At 65.3% G+C, this 20,339-nt stretch carries 17 protein-coding genes and 2 tRNA genes; 11 read left to right on the top strand and 8 right to left on the bottom strand.

Annotation, left to right across the window (positions count from 1 at the left end):
* Window positions 1-185 precede the first annotated feature (185 nt).
* On the top strand, window positions 186-365 hold the full coding sequence (locus NO363_RS08780) for a cold-shock protein (protein ID WP_256684463.1): 180 nt from the start codon (window positions 186-188) through the stop codon (window positions 363-365).
* A gap of 133 nt (window positions 366-498) precedes the next feature.
* Window positions 499-1,716: an acyl-CoA dehydrogenase family protein gene (locus tag NO363_RS08775; RefSeq protein ID WP_256684462.1), complete on the top strand. Its 1,218-nt coding sequence runs from the start codon at window positions 499-501 to the stop codon at window positions 1,714-1,716.
* 112 nt (window positions 1,717-1,828) lie between these two features.
* On the opposite strand, the gene NO363_RS08770 is transcribed toward NO363_RS08775, so the two are convergent.
* Together NO363_RS08770 and NO363_RS08765 are read right to left on the bottom strand one after the other, a co-directional pair.
* Window positions 1,829-2,980: a thiolase family protein gene (locus tag NO363_RS08770; RefSeq protein WP_256684461.1), complete on the bottom strand. Its 1,152-nt coding sequence runs from the start codon at window positions 2,978-2,980 to the stop codon at window positions 1,829-1,831.
* Between the two features lie 231 nt (window positions 2,981-3,211).
* Window positions 3,212-3,286, bottom strand: a tRNA-Val gene (locus NO363_RS08765).
* A 132-nt stretch (window positions 3,287-3,418) separates the two neighbouring features.
* On the opposite strand from NO363_RS08765, the gene trpD reads away from it, so the two are divergent.
* From trpD to NO363_RS08735, 6 genes are all read left to right on the top strand, one after another.
* Complete coding sequence (trpD, locus tag NO363_RS08760; protein WP_256684460.1) at window positions 3,419-4,438, top strand: anthranilate phosphoribosyltransferase; 1,020 nt, start codon at window positions 3,419-3,421, stop codon at window positions 4,436-4,438.
* A complete protein-coding gene (locus NO363_RS08755) occupies window positions 4,435-5,079 on the top strand; it encodes a phosphoribosylanthranilate isomerase (protein WP_256684459.1) in 645 nt (214 codons plus the stop codon). Before trpD ends, NO363_RS08755 begins: the two co-directional genes overlap by 4 nt.
* The gene (gene trpE / locus NO363_RS08750; RefSeq protein WP_256684457.1) at window positions 5,076-6,677 is read left to right on the top strand and encodes an anthranilate synthase component I; all 1,602 of its coding nucleotides are present in this window, start codon (window positions 5,076-5,078) and stop codon (window positions 6,675-6,677) included. The genes NO363_RS08755 and trpE overlap by 4 nt, the downstream gene beginning before the upstream one ends.
* Window positions 6,674-7,312 (top strand): anthranilate synthase component II, encoded by a 639-nt coding sequence (gene trpG, locus NO363_RS08745; protein ID WP_256684456.1) that lies wholly within the window; start codon window positions 6,674-6,676, stop codon window positions 7,310-7,312. Before trpE ends, trpG begins: the two co-directional genes overlap by 4 nt.
* Before the next feature lie 35 nt (window positions 7,313-7,347).
* Complete coding sequence (locus NO363_RS08740; RefSeq protein ID WP_256684454.1) at window positions 7,348-8,661, top strand: arylsulfotransferase family protein; 1,314 nt, start codon at window positions 7,348-7,350, stop codon at window positions 8,659-8,661.
* 324 nt (window positions 8,662-8,985) lie between these two features.
* On the top strand, window positions 8,986-12,057 hold the full coding sequence (locus NO363_RS08735; protein WP_256684453.1) for an adenosylcobalamin-dependent ribonucleoside-diphosphate reductase: 3,072 nt from the start codon (window positions 8,986-8,988) through the stop codon (window positions 12,055-12,057).
* Between the two features lie 27 nt (window positions 12,058-12,084).
* On the opposite strand, the gene NO363_RS08730 is transcribed toward NO363_RS08735, so the two are convergent.
* Window positions 12,085-13,680, bottom strand: coding sequence for a molybdopterin-dependent oxidoreductase (locus tag NO363_RS08730; protein ID WP_256684452.1), 1,596 nt, complete (start codon window positions 13,678-13,680; stop codon window positions 12,085-12,087).
* Between the two features lie 99 nt (window positions 13,681-13,779).
* On the opposite strand from NO363_RS08730, the gene NO363_RS08725 reads away from it, so the two are divergent.
* Window positions 13,780-13,902 (top strand): HVO_2523 family zinc finger protein, encoded by a 123-nt coding sequence (locus NO363_RS08725; protein WP_256684450.1) that lies wholly within the window; start codon window positions 13,780-13,782, stop codon window positions 13,900-13,902.
* Here NO363_RS08725 and NO363_RS08720 read toward each other — a convergent pair.
* Entirely contained in the window at window positions 13,875-14,543 is a 669-nt protein-coding gene (locus NO363_RS08720; RefSeq protein WP_256684449.1) for a TVP38/TMEM64 family protein, read from the bottom strand. The genes NO363_RS08725 and NO363_RS08720 overlap by 28 nt on opposite strands.
* Window positions 14,544-14,623: 80 nt before the next feature.
* Here NO363_RS08720 and NO363_RS08715 point away from each other — a divergent pair, with 80 nt between their 5' ends.
* Window positions 14,624-14,977, top strand: a complete 354-nt coding sequence (locus NO363_RS08715) for a DUF5830 family protein (protein ID WP_256684448.1) — start codon at window positions 14,624-14,626, stop codon at window positions 14,975-14,977.
* Here NO363_RS08715 and NO363_RS08710 read toward each other — a convergent pair.
* Window positions 14,961-16,160, bottom strand: coding sequence for a DUF7115 domain-containing protein (locus tag NO363_RS08710; RefSeq protein ID WP_256684447.1), 1,200 nt, complete (start codon window positions 16,158-16,160; stop codon window positions 14,961-14,963). The two genes, NO363_RS08715 and NO363_RS08710, sit on opposite strands and share 17 nt — an antisense overlap.
* 84 nt (window positions 16,161-16,244) lie before the next feature.
* Between NO363_RS08710 and NO363_RS08705 the strand changes: the two genes are divergently transcribed.
* A tRNA-Met gene (locus NO363_RS08705) sits at window positions 16,245-16,367 on the top strand.
* 148 nt (window positions 16,368-16,515) lie between these two features.
* Here NO363_RS08705 and NO363_RS08700 read toward each other — a convergent pair.
* The 3 genes from NO363_RS08700 to NO363_RS08690 all read right to left on the bottom strand — a co-directional run bounded on the left by NO363_RS08700 (window position 16,516) and on the right by NO363_RS08690 (window position 20,195).
* Window positions 16,516-17,382 carry an FxLYD domain-containing protein gene (locus NO363_RS08700; protein WP_256684446.1) on the bottom strand — a complete coding sequence of 289 codons (867 nt, stop codon included), beginning with the start codon at window positions 17,380-17,382 and terminating at the stop codon, window positions 16,516-16,518.
* A gap of 105 nt (window positions 17,383-17,487) precedes the next feature.
* Entirely contained in the window at window positions 17,488-19,695 is a 2,208-nt protein-coding gene (locus NO363_RS08695) for an LUD domain-containing protein (protein WP_256684445.1), read from the bottom strand.
* A complete protein-coding gene (locus tag NO363_RS08690; protein ID WP_256684444.1) occupies window positions 19,692-20,195 on the bottom strand; it encodes an LUD domain-containing protein in 504 nt (167 codons plus the stop codon). Before NO363_RS08690 ends, NO363_RS08695 begins: the two co-directional genes overlap by 4 nt.
* Between the last annotated feature and the right edge of the window lie 144 nt (window positions 20,196-20,339).

The following is a 20,339-nucleotide window of genomic DNA, read 5'->3' as shown; positions in this document are numbered from 1 at the left end:
GCGTTCAGAACGAGCTGTATCAGGTCCACTGCTCCGACCTTTGCCGGGTCGAACTCGTCGTTGTTCTCGTTCTGTCACTCAGAATCTACGTTCTCCATCATTCTTCATTACACCAACATCTATTTGAGGATCGGTACCATGGCTATGTACAACCAATGAATCACGAATCGCTGACAAAAGGAACGGTGAGTCACGTGAATGTCGCCAGTCAATCGGGGTTCATCGAAACTGAGGCGACGGCGAAGGACGTCCTGTTCCTTCCGAACGCTGTGCGGGATCACGTGCCCGAACTCGGGGAAGAGGTCACGTTCGAGATGGTCGAAACGAGAAACGGACCGCGTGCAGCAAAGCTTTCGCGGACGTAGTTCGCTCACCGTTCTGGATCGCACGAGTTCGTTGCTAATACCGTCGGACAGAGGCCGATCAGGTCGCGCTCCGAGCAGTGAGTCGTCGGTAGCAAGGTCTTATGTGGGATGTCGACGAACCACGTGGATACTCATGGGACGATCAGCGAGCGATTCCGGTGTCGCGTTCGATATCGACGAGGAAACCCAGCTCGTTCTCCGGAGTCTCGACGAGTTCGTGGAGCAGGAGGTCGAACCGATCGCCGAGGAGCTCGGGGAGACGCTCACGAACCCGCGACTCGGCCACGAGCCCGATGGGCGATTGACCGACGAGGTACTCGATGCGATCGGGCGCGTCCGCAAACGGAGCGCCGAGGCGGGCTACTACGCCATGAACATGCCGAGCGACGCCGGCGGTGAGGACGTGTCGGCGGTGACGTGGTATCGCGCGAACAAACGCCTCGCCGAATCCGCCGTCCCCCTGTCGAACGAGGTCCTCGCAGGGCCGGCGGGCCCGAAGCCGCTGCTCGCGGCGGCCGAGGGCGACCAGATCGAAGAGTACCTCGAACCGGCGATGTGCGCCGAGAAGACGACGGCGTTCGCTCAGACCGAACCGGGTGTGGGATCCGATTCGCCGAACATGGACACCCACGCCGACAAGGACGGTGACGAGTGGGTTCTCGACGGCACGAAACAGTGGATCACGAACGCGCCCTACGCCGACTTCATCGAGGTGTTCGCACGGACCACCCCACAGGCGGAGGCGGGCCGTCACGGCGGGATCACCTGTTTCATCGTCGAGGACGACGAGTTCGAGCTCGGACCACTCAACAACGCCGTCGGATCGGTGGGTCGACAGGCCGAGGTCCGACTCGACGACGTCCGAATCCCCGACGACCGCGTGCTCGGCGATGTCGATGCGGCGTTTTACGATGCGATGGGCTTTCTCGGCCTCGGCCGGCTAGAGATCGGTGCCCAAGCGGTCGGCAGCGCCGAGTGGCTGCTCGATCGTGCCACCGAGTTCGCCACCGACCGCGAGGCGTTCGACCGTTCGATCGGCGATTTTCAGGCGATCTCACACAAGATCGCTCGCGGGCGTGCCAACGTCTACGCCGCCGACGCTGCCGGGTTGCGATGTGCGTGGACGCTCGATGGGGGCGATCCCGCCATCGCCGAGTCGTCGATCCTGAAGTGGTTCGCAACCAACACGTTCTGGGAGATCGCCGACGACGTGGTGCAGGTCCACGGCAGCAGCGGCCTCGCGGAAGAGAACCCGTTCATGGACCGTCTCCATCAGGCACGGATCTTCCGAATCGTCGAGGGGACCGACGAGATCCAGCTCAACACCATCGCGAGCCAGTACGGCCTCTGAGTCACCGAACGGATTCGCGATTTCGGGCCGACTGTAAACACTCGGCCCGACGCCATCTCACGGGCGTCATCGTCCGTCGCCGCGTCTCCGTTTTCGATCGGAACGGACCATCTCAGACCCGTTCGATTAGCGTGGCGATCCCCTGGCCGAAGCCGATACACATCGTACACAGTCCGTACCGGCCGTCACACGCGTCGAGCTGGTAGGGCAGTTTGCCGAGGAGTGCCGCACCGGTCGCGCCGAGCGGATGGCCGTGGGCGATCGCGCCGCCCCAGACGTTCGTCCGGTTCCAGTCGGCACCCGTCTCGTCGAGCCACGCCGCGACGACCGACGCGAACGCCTCGTTGACCTCGAAGCGGTCGATGTCGGACACCGCCATGTCGTTCGCGTCGAGCAGTTCGTTCGTGGCCGGGATCGGTCCCGTGAGCATCGTCACGGGATCGACGCCGACGACGTGGCTGTCGACGATTCTGGCCATCGGCTCCCAGCCGAACCGCTCGCACGCCTCGCCGCTTGCGACCAACGTCGCCGCCGCACCATCGACGATCCCCGAGGAGTTGCCGGCGTGGATCACTCCCTCACCCTCCTCGCGAAACGCCAGCGGGAGATCGCCGAGCGTCTCGATGTCCGTCCCAGGACGCGGGTGTTCGTCCGTCTCGACGTGGGTCGTTTCCCCGTCGGGTCCCACCTCGACGGGCACTACCTGGTCGTCGTAGTGGCCGGCAGCCGCGGCGTCGGCCCAGCGGTTCTGCGAATCGACGGCGATCCCGTCGAGATCGTTTCGGGAGAACCCCCACTCCTCGGCGATCCGTTCGGCACCCTCGCCCTGGGTGGTGAGCTCGTCGAAATGCTCGAAGTAGCTGTCGGTGAGACTGCTACCGGCCGAACCCATCGGAACCCGGGTCATGTGCTCGACACCGCCTGCGACGAGAACGTCGTGGAAGCCCGCACGGATCTGGCCCGCCGCGAAGTTGATCGACTGCTGGCCCGACCCGCACATCCGGTCGAGCTGCACACCCGGCACGTCGTCGCCCCAACCGGCCACCATCGGGGCGATCCGTGCGATGTTGTTGGCCTGTTCGTCCACCGGGTCCACACAGCCGTAGATCACGTCCTCGATGTCGTCGGGTCCGGAGAACCCGTTGCGCTCTTCGAGCCGTTCCAGCGGTATCGCCGCGAGGTCCTGTGGATGGGTGTCTCGAAACGAGCCACCGTGCTTGCCGAACGGGGTCCGCACTGCGTCGACGATGTACGCTTCTTGCATGGTCTCCACTCGTTCCAAACGGGCTTATCGTTTTGGACGGTCGAACGTTACATTTCGAGGTGTGGTCGCGCCTGTCTGGATTGGGCGTCAAGCACTACACCGCCGCAACGCTCGCACAGCGATATCTCGTCGAACTTCATGGTCGGGTTCGTGGAACACATCGAGGAATTCGAACTCATCAGGAAGCTATCTATCCAGAAATCGTTCATCGAGATGTTCGCGGGAAAATAGTGGGTTCGGGCGGATTTGAACCGCCGGCCTCCTCCATGTCAAGGAGGTGTCATAACCAGCCTAGACCACGAACCCTTGCTCTACCCACTATTCCGCCGCGGGCCTAATTGAAGGTTTCGGAACGAAGGCAGGGTGTGGAATCGCCGACGGTAGATTTAAGCCGATGTACGAACTTGTGCATTACAACGCGAATCAGTACATCCTCACATGCAAGAGTACATCGCACGGGTGGCCGACGGCGAGGATCTCTCGCGATCGGCCGCGCGCACGGCGGCCACGGAGATCTTCGAAGGGGCGACCGAGGCACAGATGGGAGCGCTGCTCGCGGCGCTACGGACCAAAGGCGAAACCGAGACCGAGATCGCTGGCTTCGCCCAGGGCATGAGCGCGGCCGCACGCACGATCGAACCCGACTGCCGGCCGCTCGTCGACACCTGCGGGACGGGCGGCGACGACCACGACACGATCAACGTCTCGACGGCGAGCGCGGTCGTCGCCGCCGGCGCGGGCGTCAACGTCGCCAAACATGGCAACTACTCGGTCTCTTCCTCGTCGGGTAGCGCCGACGTGCTCCACGAGCTCGGCGTGGATATCGACGCCGAACCCACGGACGTCGAGGCGGCCATCGAGCGCCAGGGGATCGGGTTCATGCTCGCGCCGGTGTTCCACCCCGCGATGAAGGCGGTCATCGGCCCGCGCAAGGAGCTCGGCACGCGGACGATCTTCAACGTGCTCGGCCCGCTGACGAACCCGGCGGGAGCCGACGCACAGGTCGTCGGCGTCTACGATCCCGATCTCGTCCCCGTGCTCGCCCGTGCACTCGCCCAGCTCGGCGTCGATCGCGCGCTCGTCGTCCACGGCTCCGGCATGGACGAGATCTGCATCCACGGCGAGACGCGCGTTGCCGAGGTCCGGGGCACGGAGATCGAGGAGTACACGCTGACGCCCGAGAAGTTGGGTCTCGACACGGCCCCCGTCGCGGCGGTCGCTGGCGGCACGCCCCCCGAGAACGCCGCCGACCTCCGGGGGATCGTCACCGGCGAGATCGAGGGCTCAAAGCGCGGTATCGTGCTCGCGAACGCCGGCGCGGCGGTATACGTTGCCGGCATCGCCGACAGTATTCAGGACGGTGTCGAACGCGCCCGCAAGGCGATCGACGCCGGTCGCGCTCGCGAGAAACTCGCCGCGCTGCGCACGGCCGAGGCGGTCGCGGGCGAGGGACGATGACTCGTACGAAACTTTGCGGGCTGACACGCGAGCGCGATCTCGACGTCGCCATCGACGCCGGCGCGGACATGGTCGGGGTCATCTCGCGAGTCCCGATCGAGACGCCGCGCGAACTCGCGCCCGATCGCGCCGCCGCGCTCGTCGATCGGGTTCCCGAGTCGGTCACGAGCGTGCTCGTCACGATGCCCGAAACGCCGGACGAGGGCGCGGCGCTCGTCGAGCGAGTCGCGCCCGATGCGATCCAGGTCCACGGCTGCTCGCCGGCCGAGATCGAGGATCTCTCGGCACGCATCGCGGTCCCGATGATCGCCGGTGTCGATGCGGCCGACGACGGTCTCGAGGAGTACGCGACCGTCGCGGACGCGCTCGTGCTCGATTCGACCGACGAGCAGGGTGCAGGTGGTACCGGTGAGACGCACGACTGGGCACGTGCCCGGGAGATCGTCGCGAATCTCGACGCTCCCGTCCTGCTCGCCGGCGGCCTCACGCCCGAGAACGTCGCCAGCGCGGTCGAGACGGTCGCACCGTTCGGCGTGGACGTATCGAGCGGGATCGAGGACCAGCAGGGTATGGGCACCAAAGACCACGCGAAGCTCCAGAGATTCGTCGCGCGTGTCCGCGGGGAGCCGCTGCGCGTATGAGTGACGCCGCTCTGTCGCCGGGTCGCGAGCGATTCGTCGATCTGGCGAGCGATCGAGATCGTCCGGCGGTCGTACGCGCGGTCGCCCGGCTCGACGTCGACAGCGAACCGCTCGCGGCGTACGCGACGCTCGCCGACGATACTGACCACACATTCCTGCTCGAAAGCGCCGAGAAGGTCGCCTCCAGCGACCCCGACGGGGCGTTCGCGCCCACCGAAGCCGACGGCCACGCGCGCTACTCGTTCGTCGGCTACGATCCGGCGGCACTCGTCACCGTTGGCCCGGACGGCACTGAGATCGAGTGTTTCACCGAGCGATATCGGGGCGCGTTCGATAGCGACGGAGGCGACGTCCTCGACCGGCTTCGCGGCGCGCTGCCCGACGCCGACCGGGTGAACTTCCCCGACACCGATCGCCAGCAGCTCGACGGTGGACTCGTCGGCTATCTGGCCTACGATTCGGTTTACGATCTACAACTCGACGAGGTCGGGATCGATCGGCCCGATTCGTCGGTGCCCGACGCGCAGTTCGTCCTGACCACGAAAACCGTGGCGTTCGATCACGCATCCGGGGAAGTCTCGCTCGTGTTCACACCGCTCGTCCGCCCCGACGACGATCCGGCCGCCATCCACGACGCGATGGCCGCCGAGGTCGCACGCGTCCACGAGGAACTCACCGCTGCGACGGTCGATGTGGGCGGGTTCGAGCGCCGTGGGGAGACTGCTGGCTCGCGCGAAGAGTACGAGGAGTCCGTTCGGCGGGCGAAGGAACACGTCCTCGATGGCGACAGCTACCAAGTGGTGCTCTCGCGCGCCCGCGAACTGGTTGGCGAGATCGACCCACGCGGGCTGTACGCCGCCCTGCGCGAGATCAACCCCTCGCCGTACATGTATCTGCTCGAATACGGCGATCGCTCGGTGGTGGGTGCGAGCCCCGAAACGCTGGTCTCCATCCGCGGGGACGAGGTCGTCTCGAACCCGCTGGCGGGCACCTGTCCCCGGGGATCGAGCCCGGTCGAGGACCGCCGGCTCGCGGGCGAACTGCTCGCCGACGAGAAGGAGCGCGCCGAGCACACGATGCTCGTCGATCTGGCGCGCAACGACGTGCGCCGGGTGAGTCAGCCCGGCTCCGTGCGAGTCGCGGAGTTCATGACCGTGCTGAAATACTCCCACGTCCAGCATATCGAATCGACGGTCACAGGGAAGATGACGGAGGCAAACGACGCGTTCGACGCGGTGCGCGCGGCCTTCCCGATGGGCACGCTCTCGGGTGCGCCGAAGGTCCGTGCGATGGAGCTCATCGACGAGCTCGAAGCCTCCCCGCGGGGGCTGTACGGCGGCGGTGTCGGCTACTTCTCGTGGGACGGCGACGCCGACATCGCCATCACGATCCGGACGGCGCTGATCGAGCACGCCACGGAGCCGTCGGCGGTCGGTGGGGTGGGTGAAGATCGGATCACCGTGCGTGCGGGCGCGGGCGTCGTCGCCGATTCGGAGCCGGCGAGCGAGTACGACGAGACCGAGCAGAAGATCGAGGGCGTGCTCGCCGCGCTCGAACGCATCGAACGGCCGTCGATGACGCCGGAGCCCTCGCGATGACCACCGAACCGACGATCCCCACCGATGCCGCCGACCGCCCGGACGTCATGTTCGTCGACAACTTCGATTCGTTCACCTACAACCTCGTCGAGTACGTGAGCGAGCACGCGAACACCCACGTCGTGCGCAACACGGCCTCGCTCGAAGAGGTTCGCGCCGCCGACCCGGACGGGATCGTCATCAGTCCCGGGCCGGGCCATCCCGAGAATGATCGCGACGTGGGCGTCACGCTCGACGTGCTCCGGGAAGTGAGCCCCGAGATACCGACACTTGGCGTCTGTCTCGGGCTGGAAGCCGCGATCTACGCGTACGGGGGGTCGGTGGGGCGTGCGCCGGAACCGGTCCATGGAAAGGCCGTCTCGATCGATCACGACGGTCGCGGCGTGTTCGCCGATCTCGATCAGGGGTTCCAGGCAGGGCGCTATCACTCGCTGGTCGCCACCGACGTGCCCGACTGTTTCGCCGTGAGCGCGCGCACCGCCGACGGGCTCGTGATGGGGATTCGCCACGGTGAGCATCCGATCGAGTGCGTACAGTTCCACCCCGAGAGCGTACTCACGAGCGTCGGTCACGACGTCCTTCAGAACTTTGTCTCCGTGCTCGACGGCGATCGCGTTCCGAGCGCGAATCAGTAGCGTTAACCCGACCAGCCACGCAGTCGGCACAACCAATGCGTTCGCCCTCTCGCCAGCGCCTCGGTGCGCTCCTGGTGGTTCTGGCCGTCATCGTCGTCGTCGGGCCACTCGCCGTGAGCGCGGCGACCACACCGACTGCCAGCGCGGCCGACAACGATTCGACGCGCGGTGCGACGCTCGTCGGAATGCAGTCCGAAGGGGCCGTCACACAGTACGACGCGAACGGCGACGAGGTCTGGACCGAGAGCGGCGAGAACGTCGACTACTTCGACGTGACGAAACTCGACAACGGCACGGTGCTCGCGGGCTTCATCGTCGAAGGTGAGCAATCCTGCGGCGAGTACGAAGCGCCCTGCTCGCGGACGGGCTATCGACTCATCGAACCCACGCCCGAGCCACACGTCGTCAACGAGTGGTCGTTCCCGGTGTCGACGAAGCTGAACAGCGAGGTCCACGACGCGAACATCCTCCCCTCGGGCGAAGTGATCATGACCGACATGGACGCCGAGCGCGTGTTCACCATCGCGCCGAACGGCACGACCACCTGGCAGTGGAACGCCAGCAACTTCTACGACGCGCCGCCGGACGCCACCCAGACCGACTGGCTCCACATCAACGACGTCGATCCGATCGGCGGGGACAGATACATGGTCTCGGTCCGGAACGCGAACCAGCTGCTCGTCATCGAGCGCGGTGAGGGCGTCGTCGACGTGATCAACGAGGACACCGAGCGCGGCAACGACCAGAACTGCAAGGCGAACAACGGGCTCGCCGACTACAGCAACGACAGCGGTGGCGACGTGCGCTGTGGCGATCCGGAGATCATGAACCACCAGCACAACCCCCAGTATCTCGGGTCGGGAGCGATTCTCGTCGCCGACAGCGAGAACGACCGCGTGGTCGAACTCCACGAGCGCAACGGGAGCTGGGAGGTCGCGTGGGGTGTCGATTCGGCCAACGGCGTCCGCTTCGACTGGCCGCGCGACGCCGACCGCCTGCCCAACGGCAACACGCTCATCACCGATAGCCGCAACAACCGCGTCGTCGAGGTCACACCCGAGGGCGAGACCGTCTGGCACACCGACACCGGCATCTGGCCCTACGAGGCCGAACGACTCCCCTACAACGAACTGCTCAACGACGACCGGCTCCCGCGGATGAACGGCACCGGCGACACACCGACGACGAGCGGGGAGTCGCTCCCGCTGCTCGGACAGGCCCACGCCGGCCTCTCCTACGTGGTGTCGCTGCCGGTCTGGTTCCAGCCGTGGCACATCGGCGCGCTCGCCCTCGGCGTGATATTCGCGCTCGTCGGCGGCGTGCTGGTCTGGAGCGGTCGGCGACGGTAACACCCCGATCTCGAACGCACCCCTTCACGCTTCGTCTGGAACCCACCTACCATCGGCTGGTTTTTCGTGATACGACCACTTCCGCTCCGCTCTAGATACGTTTATGACCCTCCGGAAAGTAACTATGGCTGCAACCCACAACCGGTGATACCCGAGTAGTACCAACAGTATGTTCAACTGAATTTGCAAAAGATAAACTGAAGGCGGACAATTTATTTGGATGGCCATTGAACAAGGAGTTCGTCACCGAATGACCGATTTTACACCACACCGAAAGGGGAGTTTCGCCCGTCAGCGCCCGCACGCTGCCGGAGGGGACGGTCGATGAGCCGCGCGGACCGGTCGGCCGACGAGGTCGTTTTGCCCGTGAAGCGCACCGACGGCGACACGCTCGACGAGCGCCTGACCGCGAACGCCTACGAGAACATCCTGCCGGCGCGCTATCTCCGGAAGGATTCGGACGGCGAGCTCGTCGAGACCCAGGAGGATCTCTTCGAGCGCGTCGCGAAGAACGTCGCGCTGGCCGAGGCGGTCTTCGAGGCCGAGCGCACCGACACCGAGATCACTGTCACGCCCGACCAGCTGAAACCCGACCACCCGCGCCGCGACGACCTCGCGAGCGAGGTGTTCGGCAAGGGGACGACGGCCGACGACGAGGCCGCAACGGCGCTGTCGGCGTACAACGTCAACAAGTTCGCCTACGAGACCGTGGTGCCCGAGCTGCCGGCGGAGATCCGGGACCACGTCGAGGCGACCGCGCAGTCGTTCCAGGAGTCGATGGAGGAGCTGTCGTTCATCCCGAACTCGCCGACGCTGATGAACGCCGGCGACGAGCTCCAGCAGCTCTCGGCGTGTTTCGTCGATTCCCCGGCCGACGACATCGACGACATCCACGAGACCGCCAAGGAGGCCGCACAGGTCTTCCAGTCCGGCGGCGGGATGGGCTACGCGTTCTGGAAGCTCCGGCCGTACGGCGACGCCGTGGGTTCCACGGGCGGGATCGCCTCGGGGCCGATCACGTTCATGCGCACGTACGACCAGATGTGCGAGACGATCGCGCAGGGCGGCGCGCGCCGTGGCGCACAGATGGGCGTCATGCGCGTCTCGCATCCCGACGTGATCCAGTTCATCCACGCGAAGAACAAGGACGTCTCGCTGGCGCACTCGCTGCGACTCAACGATCCCGACGACTTCACGCACACGCAGTTCGTCGATGCCCTCGAAGAGGCCCGCGAGCTCATCGACGACGAGGGGAAGGTGCCCGAACACCTGCGCAACGCCGTCGAGGGCCATCTCTCGAACTTCAACATCTCCGTGGGCGTCACCGACGCCTTCATGGAGGCGCTCGAAAACGGCGAGGAGTTCACCTTCACCAATCCCCGAACCGAGGAACCGCACGTCGCCACCGCCGAGACGAAGGAGCTCTACGACTGCTACGATCTCGGCGAGCACGTCGAGGTCGGCGAGGAACTGTCGATCCCGGCCGCCGCGCTCTGGGAGCACATCGTCGACGGGGCCTATCAAAACGGTGAGCCTGGCGTCATCTATCTCGAACGAGTGAACAAGGAGCACTCCTTCGACGTCGAGGAACATCCCGACCACGAGATCCTGGCCACAAATCCCTGCGGCGAACAGCCGTTGGAGGAGTACGAAGCCTGTAACCTCGGCCACATCAACCTCTCGACGCTCGCCGCGACCGATGCACCCGACTGGCGGGTCTGGTCCGACGAGCACGCCGACGAGTACGGCAGTCAGGAGGAAGCGATGAGCGCCTACCTCGACGAGGCCATCGACTTCGACGCGTTCGATCATCGCATCGAATTAGGGACTCGGTTCCTCGAGAACGTCGTCACGATGAGCGACTTCCCGGTCGAGAAGATCGAGCAGAAAGTGCGAGAAATGCGGAAGATCGGGCTCGGCATCATGGGGCTCGCCCAGCTCTACATCCAGCTCGGCGTGCGCTACGGCTCCGAAGAAGGCAACGAGATCGCCCGCCAGCTGATGGAGCATATCAACCACGGCTCGAAGTCCACCTCCCACGAACTCGCCGAAGTTCGAGGAAGTTTCGAGGACTGGGCGGAGTCGAAGTACGCCGACCCCACCGCCTACCGTGAGTGGTTCGAGGCCCAAACCGGTGAGTCGGCTGACGACTGGGTCGATGGCTACCCCATTCGCAACCACAACACGACGACGATCGCCCCGACGGGGACGACCTCGATGGTCGGCAACACGACGGGTGGCTGTGAACCGATCTACAACGTCGCCTACTACAAGAACGTCTCCGACGACGTGCAGGGCGACGAGATGCTCGTCGAGTTCGACGACTACTTCCTCAGGGTGCTGGAGGCCAACGACATCGACGTCGACGCGGTGAAGCGCGAGGCCCAGGACCAGATGGCGGCGAACGAGTTCGACGGCGTCGAGGGGCTCGACACGGTGCCCGCGGCCATCGGCGAGCTGTTCGTCGTCACCTCGGACCTTTCGGGCATCGAGCACGCGGGCGTTCAGGTGGCCTGTCAGGCCGGAGTTGACTCGGCCATCTCGAAGACCTGTAACTTCCCGAACAGCGCCACGAAGGAGGACATGGACGAAGTCTACCGCTACATCTACGACAACGGCGGCAAGGGCGTGACGGTCTACCGCGACGGCACGCGCTCGAAGCAGGTCCTCACCACGCGGGCGGACAACGCCGAGTTCGCCGACGACGAGGAGGCCGCGGCGGTCATCGCCGAGCAGATCGAGGAGGTCTTCGGCGGGCTCGACGCGTTCCTCGACCACGAGGACGTGCGCGAGACGCTCGCGACCGAGGAGGCGTTCGACGAACCGGTTTACGCGGCGAAACAGCCCCGGCCGGACGTGCTCCACGGGATGACCCAGCGCATCGATACGGGCTACGGCAAGCTCTACGTCAACATCAACGAGGACGAGCAGGGCCGGCCGTTCGAACTGTTCGCCAACATCGGTCACTCCGGCGGGTTCACCAACTCCTTCACCGAGGCCTTGGCCAAGGTGATCTCGACCGCGCTGCGCTCGGGCGTCGCGCCCAAGGAGATCGTCGACGAGCTCGATGGCACCCGGAGTCCGAAGGTCGCCTGGGACAAGGGCGAACAGATCCAGTCGATCCCGGACGCGATCGGCACCGCGATGCGCCGGTATCTCGACGACGAGATCGAGAAGACCTATCCCCAGCAGCGCAACCTCGCCGAGATCGCCGACGACGAAGGCGCTGAACCGGAGGCCGACGGCGGCGTCGCGGCCGAATCGGACGCAACCGACGACGTCCAGAAGCTGATCGACAACGGCGAGAGCCCAGAATGTCCCTCCTGTGGGGCGTTCACGCTGTACTACTCCGAAGGCTGCAAGACCTGCGAGTCCTGTGGCTGGTCGGAGTGCTGAACTGAACGCCGCCAACCGAAAGAACCGTTATTCGACCGTTTTCGAGACCCAGCCGCTCGCGCCGCGCGGGTAGGGTCCGCTGTTTTTCTTCGGTTGCATCGTTCCGGATCCGTCGATCGCCCGGACGACGACCTCGTGTTTGCCCCCCGGCGGCTCGTAGCTGTACGCCCACTGCCGCCAGACGTCGCCCCCGAGGTTCGGTTCGAGGACGTTGGAGAGTCGCGCCTCGTTCCAGGAGGAGCCGCCGTCGGTCGAGACCTCCACTTTTCGAATGCCTCGAGTGCCGGCGTTCGCGTGGCCGGCGACCGTGATCTCGTCGTCCCCCTTGTTCGTCGCGTGGAGTTTGGCGACCGTGTTGGCGGGGCCGGTGCCGTGCCAGCCGCGTTTCTCCCAGAACCCCTTTGCCGGGCGCTCCAGGATCTCGAGTTCGTCGATCCACTTGACGTTGATCTCGCCCCAGTGGCCCGGCACCAGCAGCCGGACCGGATGGCCGTGCTTGCGCGGGAGGGGGTTGCCGTCCTTGCCGTAGGCGAGCATGCCGGTCGTCAGCGCCTCGATCGGGAACTCCTCGGCGTAGCCATCGACCGAGCGGGCCATGACGTACTTGCCCTGGAGGTTCGCCGTATCGAGCAGTTTCGACACCGGCACGCCCTCCCAGAGCGCGTTGTCCATCTTGTCGCCGTTGAGCGGGTCGCTGACGCAGCGCAGCGTCATGAATCGGAGCTCGCTTCCCATCGACGTGAGCTGATCGTAGTCGACGGTCCGCTCGTTTCCGACCGCGCCGGTCAGCGACAGCGACCAGTCGTTCGCGCTCACGTCGGGGTTGACGTTCGCCGTATCGACCTCGTAGAAATCCTCGCCGCTGACCAGCCCTTCGAGCCCCGAGATGCCGAACGAGGCCGACTCCGCCTTCGAGAGGAGTTGGCCGGCGGACGGTCCCCCGTCACTCCCGCTATCCTCGCCACCACTGCTGGCGTTGGCTCCACCGCTCACGTTCCCACCTGCGTTCGCACCGCCGGCAGCGCCCGTGCTCGCCGCCGCGGGGTCGCTCGCCTCCCCGCTGCTGCCGAGCGTGTAGCCGAGTACGCCGATCCCGAGCGTGCCGGCGAGGCTGCCGAGCATCGAGCGCCGTCCCGTCGACACTCCTTCCCGACGTTCCGTCCCGGTCGTCGTGGCGATCGCGATAGCGACCACGAGCGCGCTGGCGACGCCGGCCCCGAGCGCGGGCACGATCGCACCGGCCACAATCACCGTCGCGAGCGTGACGAGGACGCCCGTCAGTCCGATCGAGAGGGTGGCCGTGCCGAACCGGCGACCGGTGGCGAGCGCCGCGAGCGCGAGGCAGGCGAACAGCCCGCTCCCGATGGCGAGCGCGAGTAGGAGATTCACCTGCTGGCCGAGATGTTCGATCCCGAACGCCTGTCCGAACTGGGTGAGCGGCCCCTTGGCGAACGTCAGCAGCGCGGCCGGGACGTTCTGTGCAAGAACGGCGGTGATCGGTGCGACGACGAACGAGGGCGTGTAGCCCGCGAGCGCGTACGATCCGACGATGCCGGCGATGCCCGCGAACACCGCCGTCACGATCGCCGGGGCGAACGATCCGTTCGTGGAGACGTGGCTCATGCCATCAGGAGGGACGACAAGCGGATGAATCTTGACCGAACTCCGACCCAATTTCGCCCGACGGCCAAAGGTTCACCTGCGTGCCGACGAACTTCGGGCATGACCGATCGCGACCACGGCCGCCCCTGTCCGGCGTGTGGCACCGGCATGCAGCGCCGCCACTGCAAGTACGTTTGCCCACGCCACGGCATCGTCTACGACTGCTCCGATACGTTCTGGTGAGTGCGACGATCCCGGAGATACTCGTAGGCCGGGCCGGCGAGCGCGAGAACGGCGATGGCACCCGCCGCGAGCCCGAGTTCTACGCTCGCGCTCTCCAGACCAGCGACGGCGAGCGTCGAGAGCGAACTGCCCGCGAACACCGCCGCGACCGTCCACGGCACCTCGCCGGCGAGCGTACCGAGGAGATATTGCCGGAGTTCCACGCCCGACAGCCCCGCGCCGACGGAGACGGGATCGGCCGGCAGCGGTGCGAGCCGGGCAGCGGCCACGCCACGAGCGCCGCCGGTGCGTGCGAAGAACCGCTCGCCGGCGTGGCCGATCCGGCCGAGCGCGCTCGCGTCGCCCGCGTATCGGCCGAGCACGTACGGCGGTAGACAGGTGAGGAGCACGCCGGCGAGGGCGAACGGGATTCCCACGAGTCCGTAGCCGTAGCCGACCACCGCCGAACAGAGGCTCATCGGCCACGCGACGAGCGGGCGACCGAGATAGAGCCCGACGACGACCAGCGCGAAGACGAACGGGCGCGAGCGGAGCCCGGCGATCCGATCGAACAGCGCGCTCGGCGAGATCGTGAGCGCGGCGAGCGCCACCACACCCACGATGACCGCGACCCCCGCAAGACGCCGACGAGCGCGTGACACACCCGAATCTGTCTCCTGGGCGAGAAGCCCGTTTCGATCCGTTTCGCACGACGTTTAGGCGTCGGCGACCGATCGCCGCCGTGAGCGATGCCGTCGAACTCGGCGTGAGCCTCCTCGCGAACCTGGACGACGACGAACTCGCGCTCGCCGCGGCGATCGACCGGCTCGAAACCGTCACGAGCGATCCACACACGACCCGCACGATCCTCGATACGGCCGAAAAGCGCGGCATCATCGAGCGCGCGGACGGACGCATCCGCGTTCGCTCGGGTGGGTTCGTCCGGTTCGAGCGCGACGTCGTCACCAGAGAGGGCGAGTTCACCTGCCGGCGCTGTGGCGCGTCGATCATGACGGGCTACGTCATCCAGCTCGACGCCGGCGAGCACGGCCCCTTCGGCTCGTCGTGTATCAGGAAGGTTATCGGTCGTCGTTGAGGTCGGCGATCTCGGCCAGCCGTTCGAGCGTTTCCTGCTGTCGTTCGAGCAGCTCCGTCTGTCGCTCGACGTGATCGCGCAGTGCGTCGACCTCGTCTGTCAGTTGGTCCACGTCGGCAGTTCTGTTCCCGCCCTCTCCGTTTTCCGTACTGGCGGGCCTGTTATCCGGCTCGTCGTCCGTCCCACTCGATCCACGGCGCGGCTCGGACGGTTCCCGACGCGGCTCGACAGACCGCCGGTCCGGCTCGCTCGGCTGGTTCGATTCGGCCGGATCACGGTTCGGCTCGGTCGGCTCGTGGCTCGATTCGGACGCTTCGGGGATCGGCGGCTCCGTCGATTCGTCGGGCTCGAAACGGGACCGTGCTGGCTGCTCTGTCGGCTGCCCGTCGGTTTCGTCGCCGTTGCGACTGGCGGGTTCGTCCCTCGCGCCGTCGGGGTCACGAGCAGGCGTTCGGTCGGCCGATTCGGCCGGTGTCGGGTCCCCGGCCGCCCGGTCGGCTGTCTGGTCGGTGGCCGTCCGGTCGGTGGTCGTCGGTTCCGTCGTGCGCTCAGTGGCCGTCGATTCGGTCGTGCGGTCCGCGAGCTGGTCGATGCTGGCGACGCCGTGGTATGCACAGAGCGCGTCTTCGAGGGTTTCGTAGGCTTCGCGTCGGCCGTCGCCCGTGAGTTCGATATATCTGGGGCGGCCGTCGACATCGATACGGAGGTCGTCCTCGAAGCGGAGATCGGTGATCCGATCGTAGTCGTAGCTATCGTGTTCGCGGTCCCAGACGGCCTCGCCGACGGCGGTGAGCAGCCGTCGGTCGGTGACGATAAGCGTGCGATCGCCGAAACGGTAGCTCTCCTCGATCTCTTCGTCAGGATCGATGCGGTCGGTGGTCCGGAGCACGCCCGCGAGCACCGGCGGGAGGATCGTCTCGATGCGTTCGCGCGGGGCCGAGAACGCCTCGACACCGTGTTCGTATTCGAAGGCGAACGTCGCCTCGCGGCGGTCGGCCGAGACGTCGAAGCGACTGACGTCGTGAGGGAACTCCTCGATCGATTCGCTACTGAACAGACCCGCGGCGCGGTAGACGAGCGTCTTCGGTGGCGTGACGTAGACCCGGTCGTCGCCGCCGACGTTCACGCTGGTCATCCGTCGCTCGTCGGCGAGGCGCTCGCGGACGATACCGGGAACGTCCATGGTGCGACTGTGCTATCGATCGTCAAAAGACTGCCGAAGCCGAGATGGGAAGGTTAATGAACGCGAGTCCAGTACCGATCGGTAGCCCGGGTGGCTTAGCTGGACATAGCGCCGCACTCATAGGGTTTCGAGAGCGGTTTTCCCCCGAGGCTGTCGCCTCGGACCTGGGATATGCGGAGATCGTGGGTTCGGAGCCCACCCCGGGCACTCACCTTTCGTTTTTCATGCCCACAGTGACACGGTTAACCACGAGATAGTTGCCAACGAACTCAAAACACGAAGACAAAAAACTGCTAACCGCGGCTGATCTCACGCCTCATTAGTTGTACTGTCCAATATCTGTTCACCTCATTCCCTACAACGTGGTCGCATAGAGGTCGTAATCCGAGATACGAGTTGCATCCTGTGTACTGTATGCTATGTATTCGAGCGAGGTTTGCCATGATTCGCCTGCCGGAAGTTGCTCAAGGCTGTCGAGTCCATCGCCCAATGCGACACCATCACCATCGTAAAACACACAGAATACCGATGGCGAGACTGCACTGTCCGATGTGTTTTCGATACGAAGTGAGAGTGTTGGCTCCTCACCGCTATTCAGGTTCTCCTCAGCAACCTTGAGCGAATCCGGAATCCCGAGTTCAGTTTGGAACGTGTCCTCACTCGTGATCTCAATCTCGCCACGTGCTGGCTCTTTTTCATCGAGATACGGTGCGTGGACCTCCCACTGTGTTCCGGGTTTGAGGAACGCAATACTCGTCGTCGTGCTGGTGAGAATTGAGTCTTCGCTATCGTAGAATGACACTCTCGCTTCGGGGAGTCGGAGGACATCGCTACCTGTATTTTCAACCAGACCACTCATATAAATATCGGTCCCATATTGACCTTCTTCAACGACGAGTTCAGTATCAGTAACGTTGGTGCTTCCCGATCCACCGTTACCAGAGGGTGTGAGAGTGTCGGCTTCACTCATTTCGGTTCCTCCAGCGGTAGTTGGCTCCGTCGTATCTGCAGCCTCTTTCGACGTCGCTTCAGACCCACCTCCCGTTGCTGCAGTATCTGTGCTTTCACTAGTATTGCCGGTATTAGCACCGCTGCTATCGTTTGCCGTTTCACTGCTTCCGTTTCCACTACTGCTGTTGTTGCCGCTTCCGCCACCGCTACAGCCGGCGAGACCAAGGCTCGTTGCAGCACCGACCACCGCTAAATACTTCCGTCGATCCATTCTCAACGGAAAAACACGTCGGGTTGTGATAATGGTTTCGTTCGCATCAATACAGTATCGTCTTCGGGAGCGAGGAAGCTACCGTCTCAGCAAGTGGGCCGAGAGCTATCGATCGGGATCGATCAGCTGCACCGGATGCCGGCTCGGCCGCTCCAAGAGCGAATCGAGCTGTTCGAGACAGGAGGTGCCGCTCGCGACCACGGTTCGATCGCGCGCCTCTTCGTCCTGGAACTGCGCTTCGAGCTCGCTCCCGACGTCCATGCTCAATTCGTAGTATTCGCGCTTGTAGCCGAACGAGCCAGCCATCCCGCAGCACTCCGTTTCGGAGGTGAGCACGTCGTAGCCACGGTCTTCGAGAACGGCCACGGTGTGGGCTTCGAGTCCGAGGGTCCGCTGCTGGCAGTGGCTGTGGTAGGCCACGCGCTCGCCGTCGCCGGCCGGCAGTTTTCCACTACTGCCCCCGTTTTCGAGCAGGCCGTAGACGTATTCCATGATCTCGTAGCTGTTGTCGTCGAGGCGCTCGGCCGACCGATCGGGGAGGAACTTCTCGTACTCGCCGGCGAACATCGCGAGATCGGAGGGTTCGATGATGACGATATCCCGCCCGGCGTCGATGTGTTCGGCGAGATCGGCGTAGGCGTCGTGGGCGTGGCGCTCGGCCGTCGCGAGCATCCCCTGCGAGAGCGGTGCGCGCCCGCTCGATGCGACGTCGGGAACCTCGACTGCGACGCCGAGCGCTTCGAGCACCCTGACGGCGGCCTTCCCGCGCTCGACCTCGATGTAGTTCGTGTAGGCATCGGGGTAGAGCATTGCCTCGCGATCGGCGTCGGCCGGCGAGACACGCGACCCGCCGCGGGCATCGAACCATTTCCGGAGCGTCTCGCGCTCGAACTCCGGAAGGGAGCGCCGGCGATCGATACCCAGAACGCGCTCCATGAGCGCTCGCGCGGGGGCGGTCCCCGCGATCCAGTTCGACAGCGGTGCGGTTGCGCTCCCGACTTTCGCCAGGTCGGCGTAGTTGCCGAAGAAGCGCTTCTGGAGGTCCACACCGCCCGGCTCTTCGTCGGGAGTGAGTCCTTCGACGAGGAAGTCGAACTCCGTGGACTCGTTGTGGTTGATGCGATCTCGAACCACTTCGTTTATCCAGGGGATGTCGATCTTCACCGGGCAGTTGTTGACGCAGCGCGAGCAACCCGTACAGAGGTCGTTGAACTCGGCGGCGCTGTCCTGCCCGTGAACGCCGGCTTCCCAGCCCGTGGCGATCCCGCCGGAATAGGTCTCGCCGCCGAAGGCGTGGCCACCGACGTGCTGGAAGTTCGCACACGAGTTCGCACACGCGCCACACCGGATGCAGTAGAGCGTCTCGCGCAACTGATCGTCTTCGCGCATCGCCGTCCGACCGTTGTCGAGCAGCACGAGATGGAACTCGCGGTCGCCATCCGACTCCGAAAGGGGAGTGTCGGGCTCGTCGAAGTCCAGCGTCGGCGTCTCCACAGGCGGAGAAAGCATCGTGACGTACTGGGTGATCGGCTGGCCGGTCGCCGAGCGCGCGATGAGTTCGACGAACGGCTGGAGGTCAGAGAGCGTGGGGATCAACTTTTCCACCCCGGCGACAGCCACGTGCGTGTCCGGCGTCACGGCCGACTTCCGGGCGTTGCCCTCGTTGGTGACGAGCGTGATCGTCCCGCTGTCGGCGACGACGAAGTTCGCGCCGGTCATCCCCACGTCCGCATCGCGAATTCGCTCGCCGAGGTAGTCCCGGGCGAACTCGGTGAGCTCCTCGGGCGTCTCCAGGGTCTCCTCGGGATCGAACTGCTCGTTGAACAGCTCGGCGATCCCCGCGCGCGACTTGTGGATCGACGGCCCGACGATGTGCGACGGATTTTCATCTGCAACCTGGAGGACGAACTCGCCGAGGTCGGTTTCGTAGACGTCCACGCCAGCGGTTTCGAGCTGCTCGTTGACGTCGATCTCCTCGGTCGTCATCGACTTCGATTTCACGAGCGTCTCGGCGTCGCCCACCACGTTCTCGATATACTGGTTCGCGTCGGCGGCGTCCTCGGCGAGATAGACGTGTCCGCCGTTGGCCTCGACGCTTTCGGTGACCGTCTCGATCAGTTCGGGCAGTCGCTCGATGGCGTCCTCCTTGATCTCTCGGACTGTGGTCCGGAGCTCCTCGTACTCGTCGAACTCGTCGATGGCGTCGTACCGGTTCTCGTTGAAGTGGCTCGCGTTCTCGCGGACGTTCTCGCCCTCGGTGTCGAGCAGGTGACGGATGTGTGCAGCCTTCTCGCGGCGGGTGTCGGCGCTCATCGTTCGAGTACGACGACGTGCACTTCGGCGGGGCCGTGGACGCCCTCGACCATCTCGCCCATGTCGGCGGTCGCGCTCGCGCCGGTGGCGAAGACGTAACTGTCCCGCCCGGCGGCGAACTCCTCGCCGAGCCACGCGAACGCCTCGTCCATGTCGGCGTGGAGTTCCTCCTCGCGCAGGACGGCGACGTGGCGCTCCGGGTAGAGACTCACCGGCTCACTGCCCGCCGCGTCGGCTGCGACCGCGAGCGAGCCGTAGGTGGCGATGCCCGCTCCGACGGGGGTGACGCCCGTCCGTGCCGTTTCGAACTCTGTGGCCGTGGGATCGACCGTCACCGCGGTGTCGGCGAGCGAAACGTCGTCGAGACCCAGCGGAACGCCGACGGCCGGTTCGCGGATCGCGTCGTCGAGCGCCTCGGCGAACCCGTCGGCGTCGGTTCGTGTCGTGGCGACGTCCAATCCGTCGAGCGACGATTCGAACGTCGTGAGAACGTCACTCATCGTCCATCGTTCGGAACTGAGCTATATCGGCCTTTCGCGGAACTGTCGTCATGCGGTCCGATCCAGACAGCGTACGCCCGTGTCCCGACCGACTGCCACCGAGACGAATCGATCGATGGTGCATTCTCCGATGCCTGTTTACCG

The sequence above is a fragment of the Halococcus qingdaonensis genome (genome assembly GCF_024508235.1).
Lineage (GTDB): Archaea > Halobacteriota > Halobacteria > Halobacteriales > Halococcaceae > Halococcus > Halococcus qingdaonensis.
This window is presented reverse-complemented; position numbering and strand designations above follow the sequence as displayed.

Coding starts and splice junctions, on each gene's coding strand:
- trpE (WP_256684457.1), top strand. CDS start 5,076: ATGAGTGACGCCGCTCTGTCGCCGGGTCGCGAGCGATTCGTCGATCTG.
- NO363_RS08740 (WP_256684454.1), top strand. CDS start 7,348: ATGCGTTCGCCCTCTCGCCAGCGCCTCGGTGCGCTCCTGGTGGTTCTG.
- NO363_RS08700 (WP_256684446.1), bottom strand. CDS start 17,382: ATGGATCGACGGAAGTATTTAGCGGTGGTCGGTGCTGCAACGAGCCTT.
- NO363_RS08755 (WP_256684459.1), top strand. CDS start 4,435: ATGACTCGTACGAAACTTTGCGGGCTGACACGCGAGCGCGATCTCGAC.
- NO363_RS08770 (WP_256684461.1), bottom strand. CDS start 2,980: ATGCAAGAAGCGTACATCGTCGACGCAGTGCGGACCCCGTTCGGCAAG.
- NO363_RS08730 (WP_256684452.1), bottom strand. CDS start 13,680: ATGAGCCACGTCTCCACGAACGGATCGTTCGCCCCGGCGATCGTGACG.
- NO363_RS08775 (WP_256684462.1), top strand. CDS start 499: ATGGGACGATCAGCGAGCGATTCCGGTGTCGCGTTCGATATCGACGAG.
- trpG (WP_256684456.1), top strand. CDS start 6,674: ATGACCACCGAACCGACGATCCCCACCGATGCCGCCGACCGCCCGGAC.
- NO363_RS08725 (WP_256684450.1), top strand. CDS start 13,780: ATGACCGATCGCGACCACGGCCGCCCCTGTCCGGCGTGTGGCACCGGC.
- NO363_RS08695 (WP_256684445.1), bottom strand. CDS start 19,695: ATGAGCGCCGACACCCGCCGCGAGAAGGCTGCACACATCCGTCACCTG.
- trpD (WP_256684460.1), top strand. CDS start 3,419: ATGCAAGAGTACATCGCACGGGTGGCCGACGGCGAGGATCTCTCGCGA.
- NO363_RS08690 (WP_256684444.1), bottom strand. CDS start 20,195: ATGAGTGACGTTCTCACGACGTTCGAATCGTCGCTCGACGGATTGGAC.
- NO363_RS08735 (WP_256684453.1), top strand. CDS start 8,986: ATGAGCCGCGCGGACCGGTCGGCCGACGAGGTCGTTTTGCCCGTGAAG.
- NO363_RS08710 (WP_256684447.1), bottom strand. CDS start 16,160: ATGGACGTTCCCGGTATCGTCCGCGAGCGCCTCGCCGACGAGCGACGG.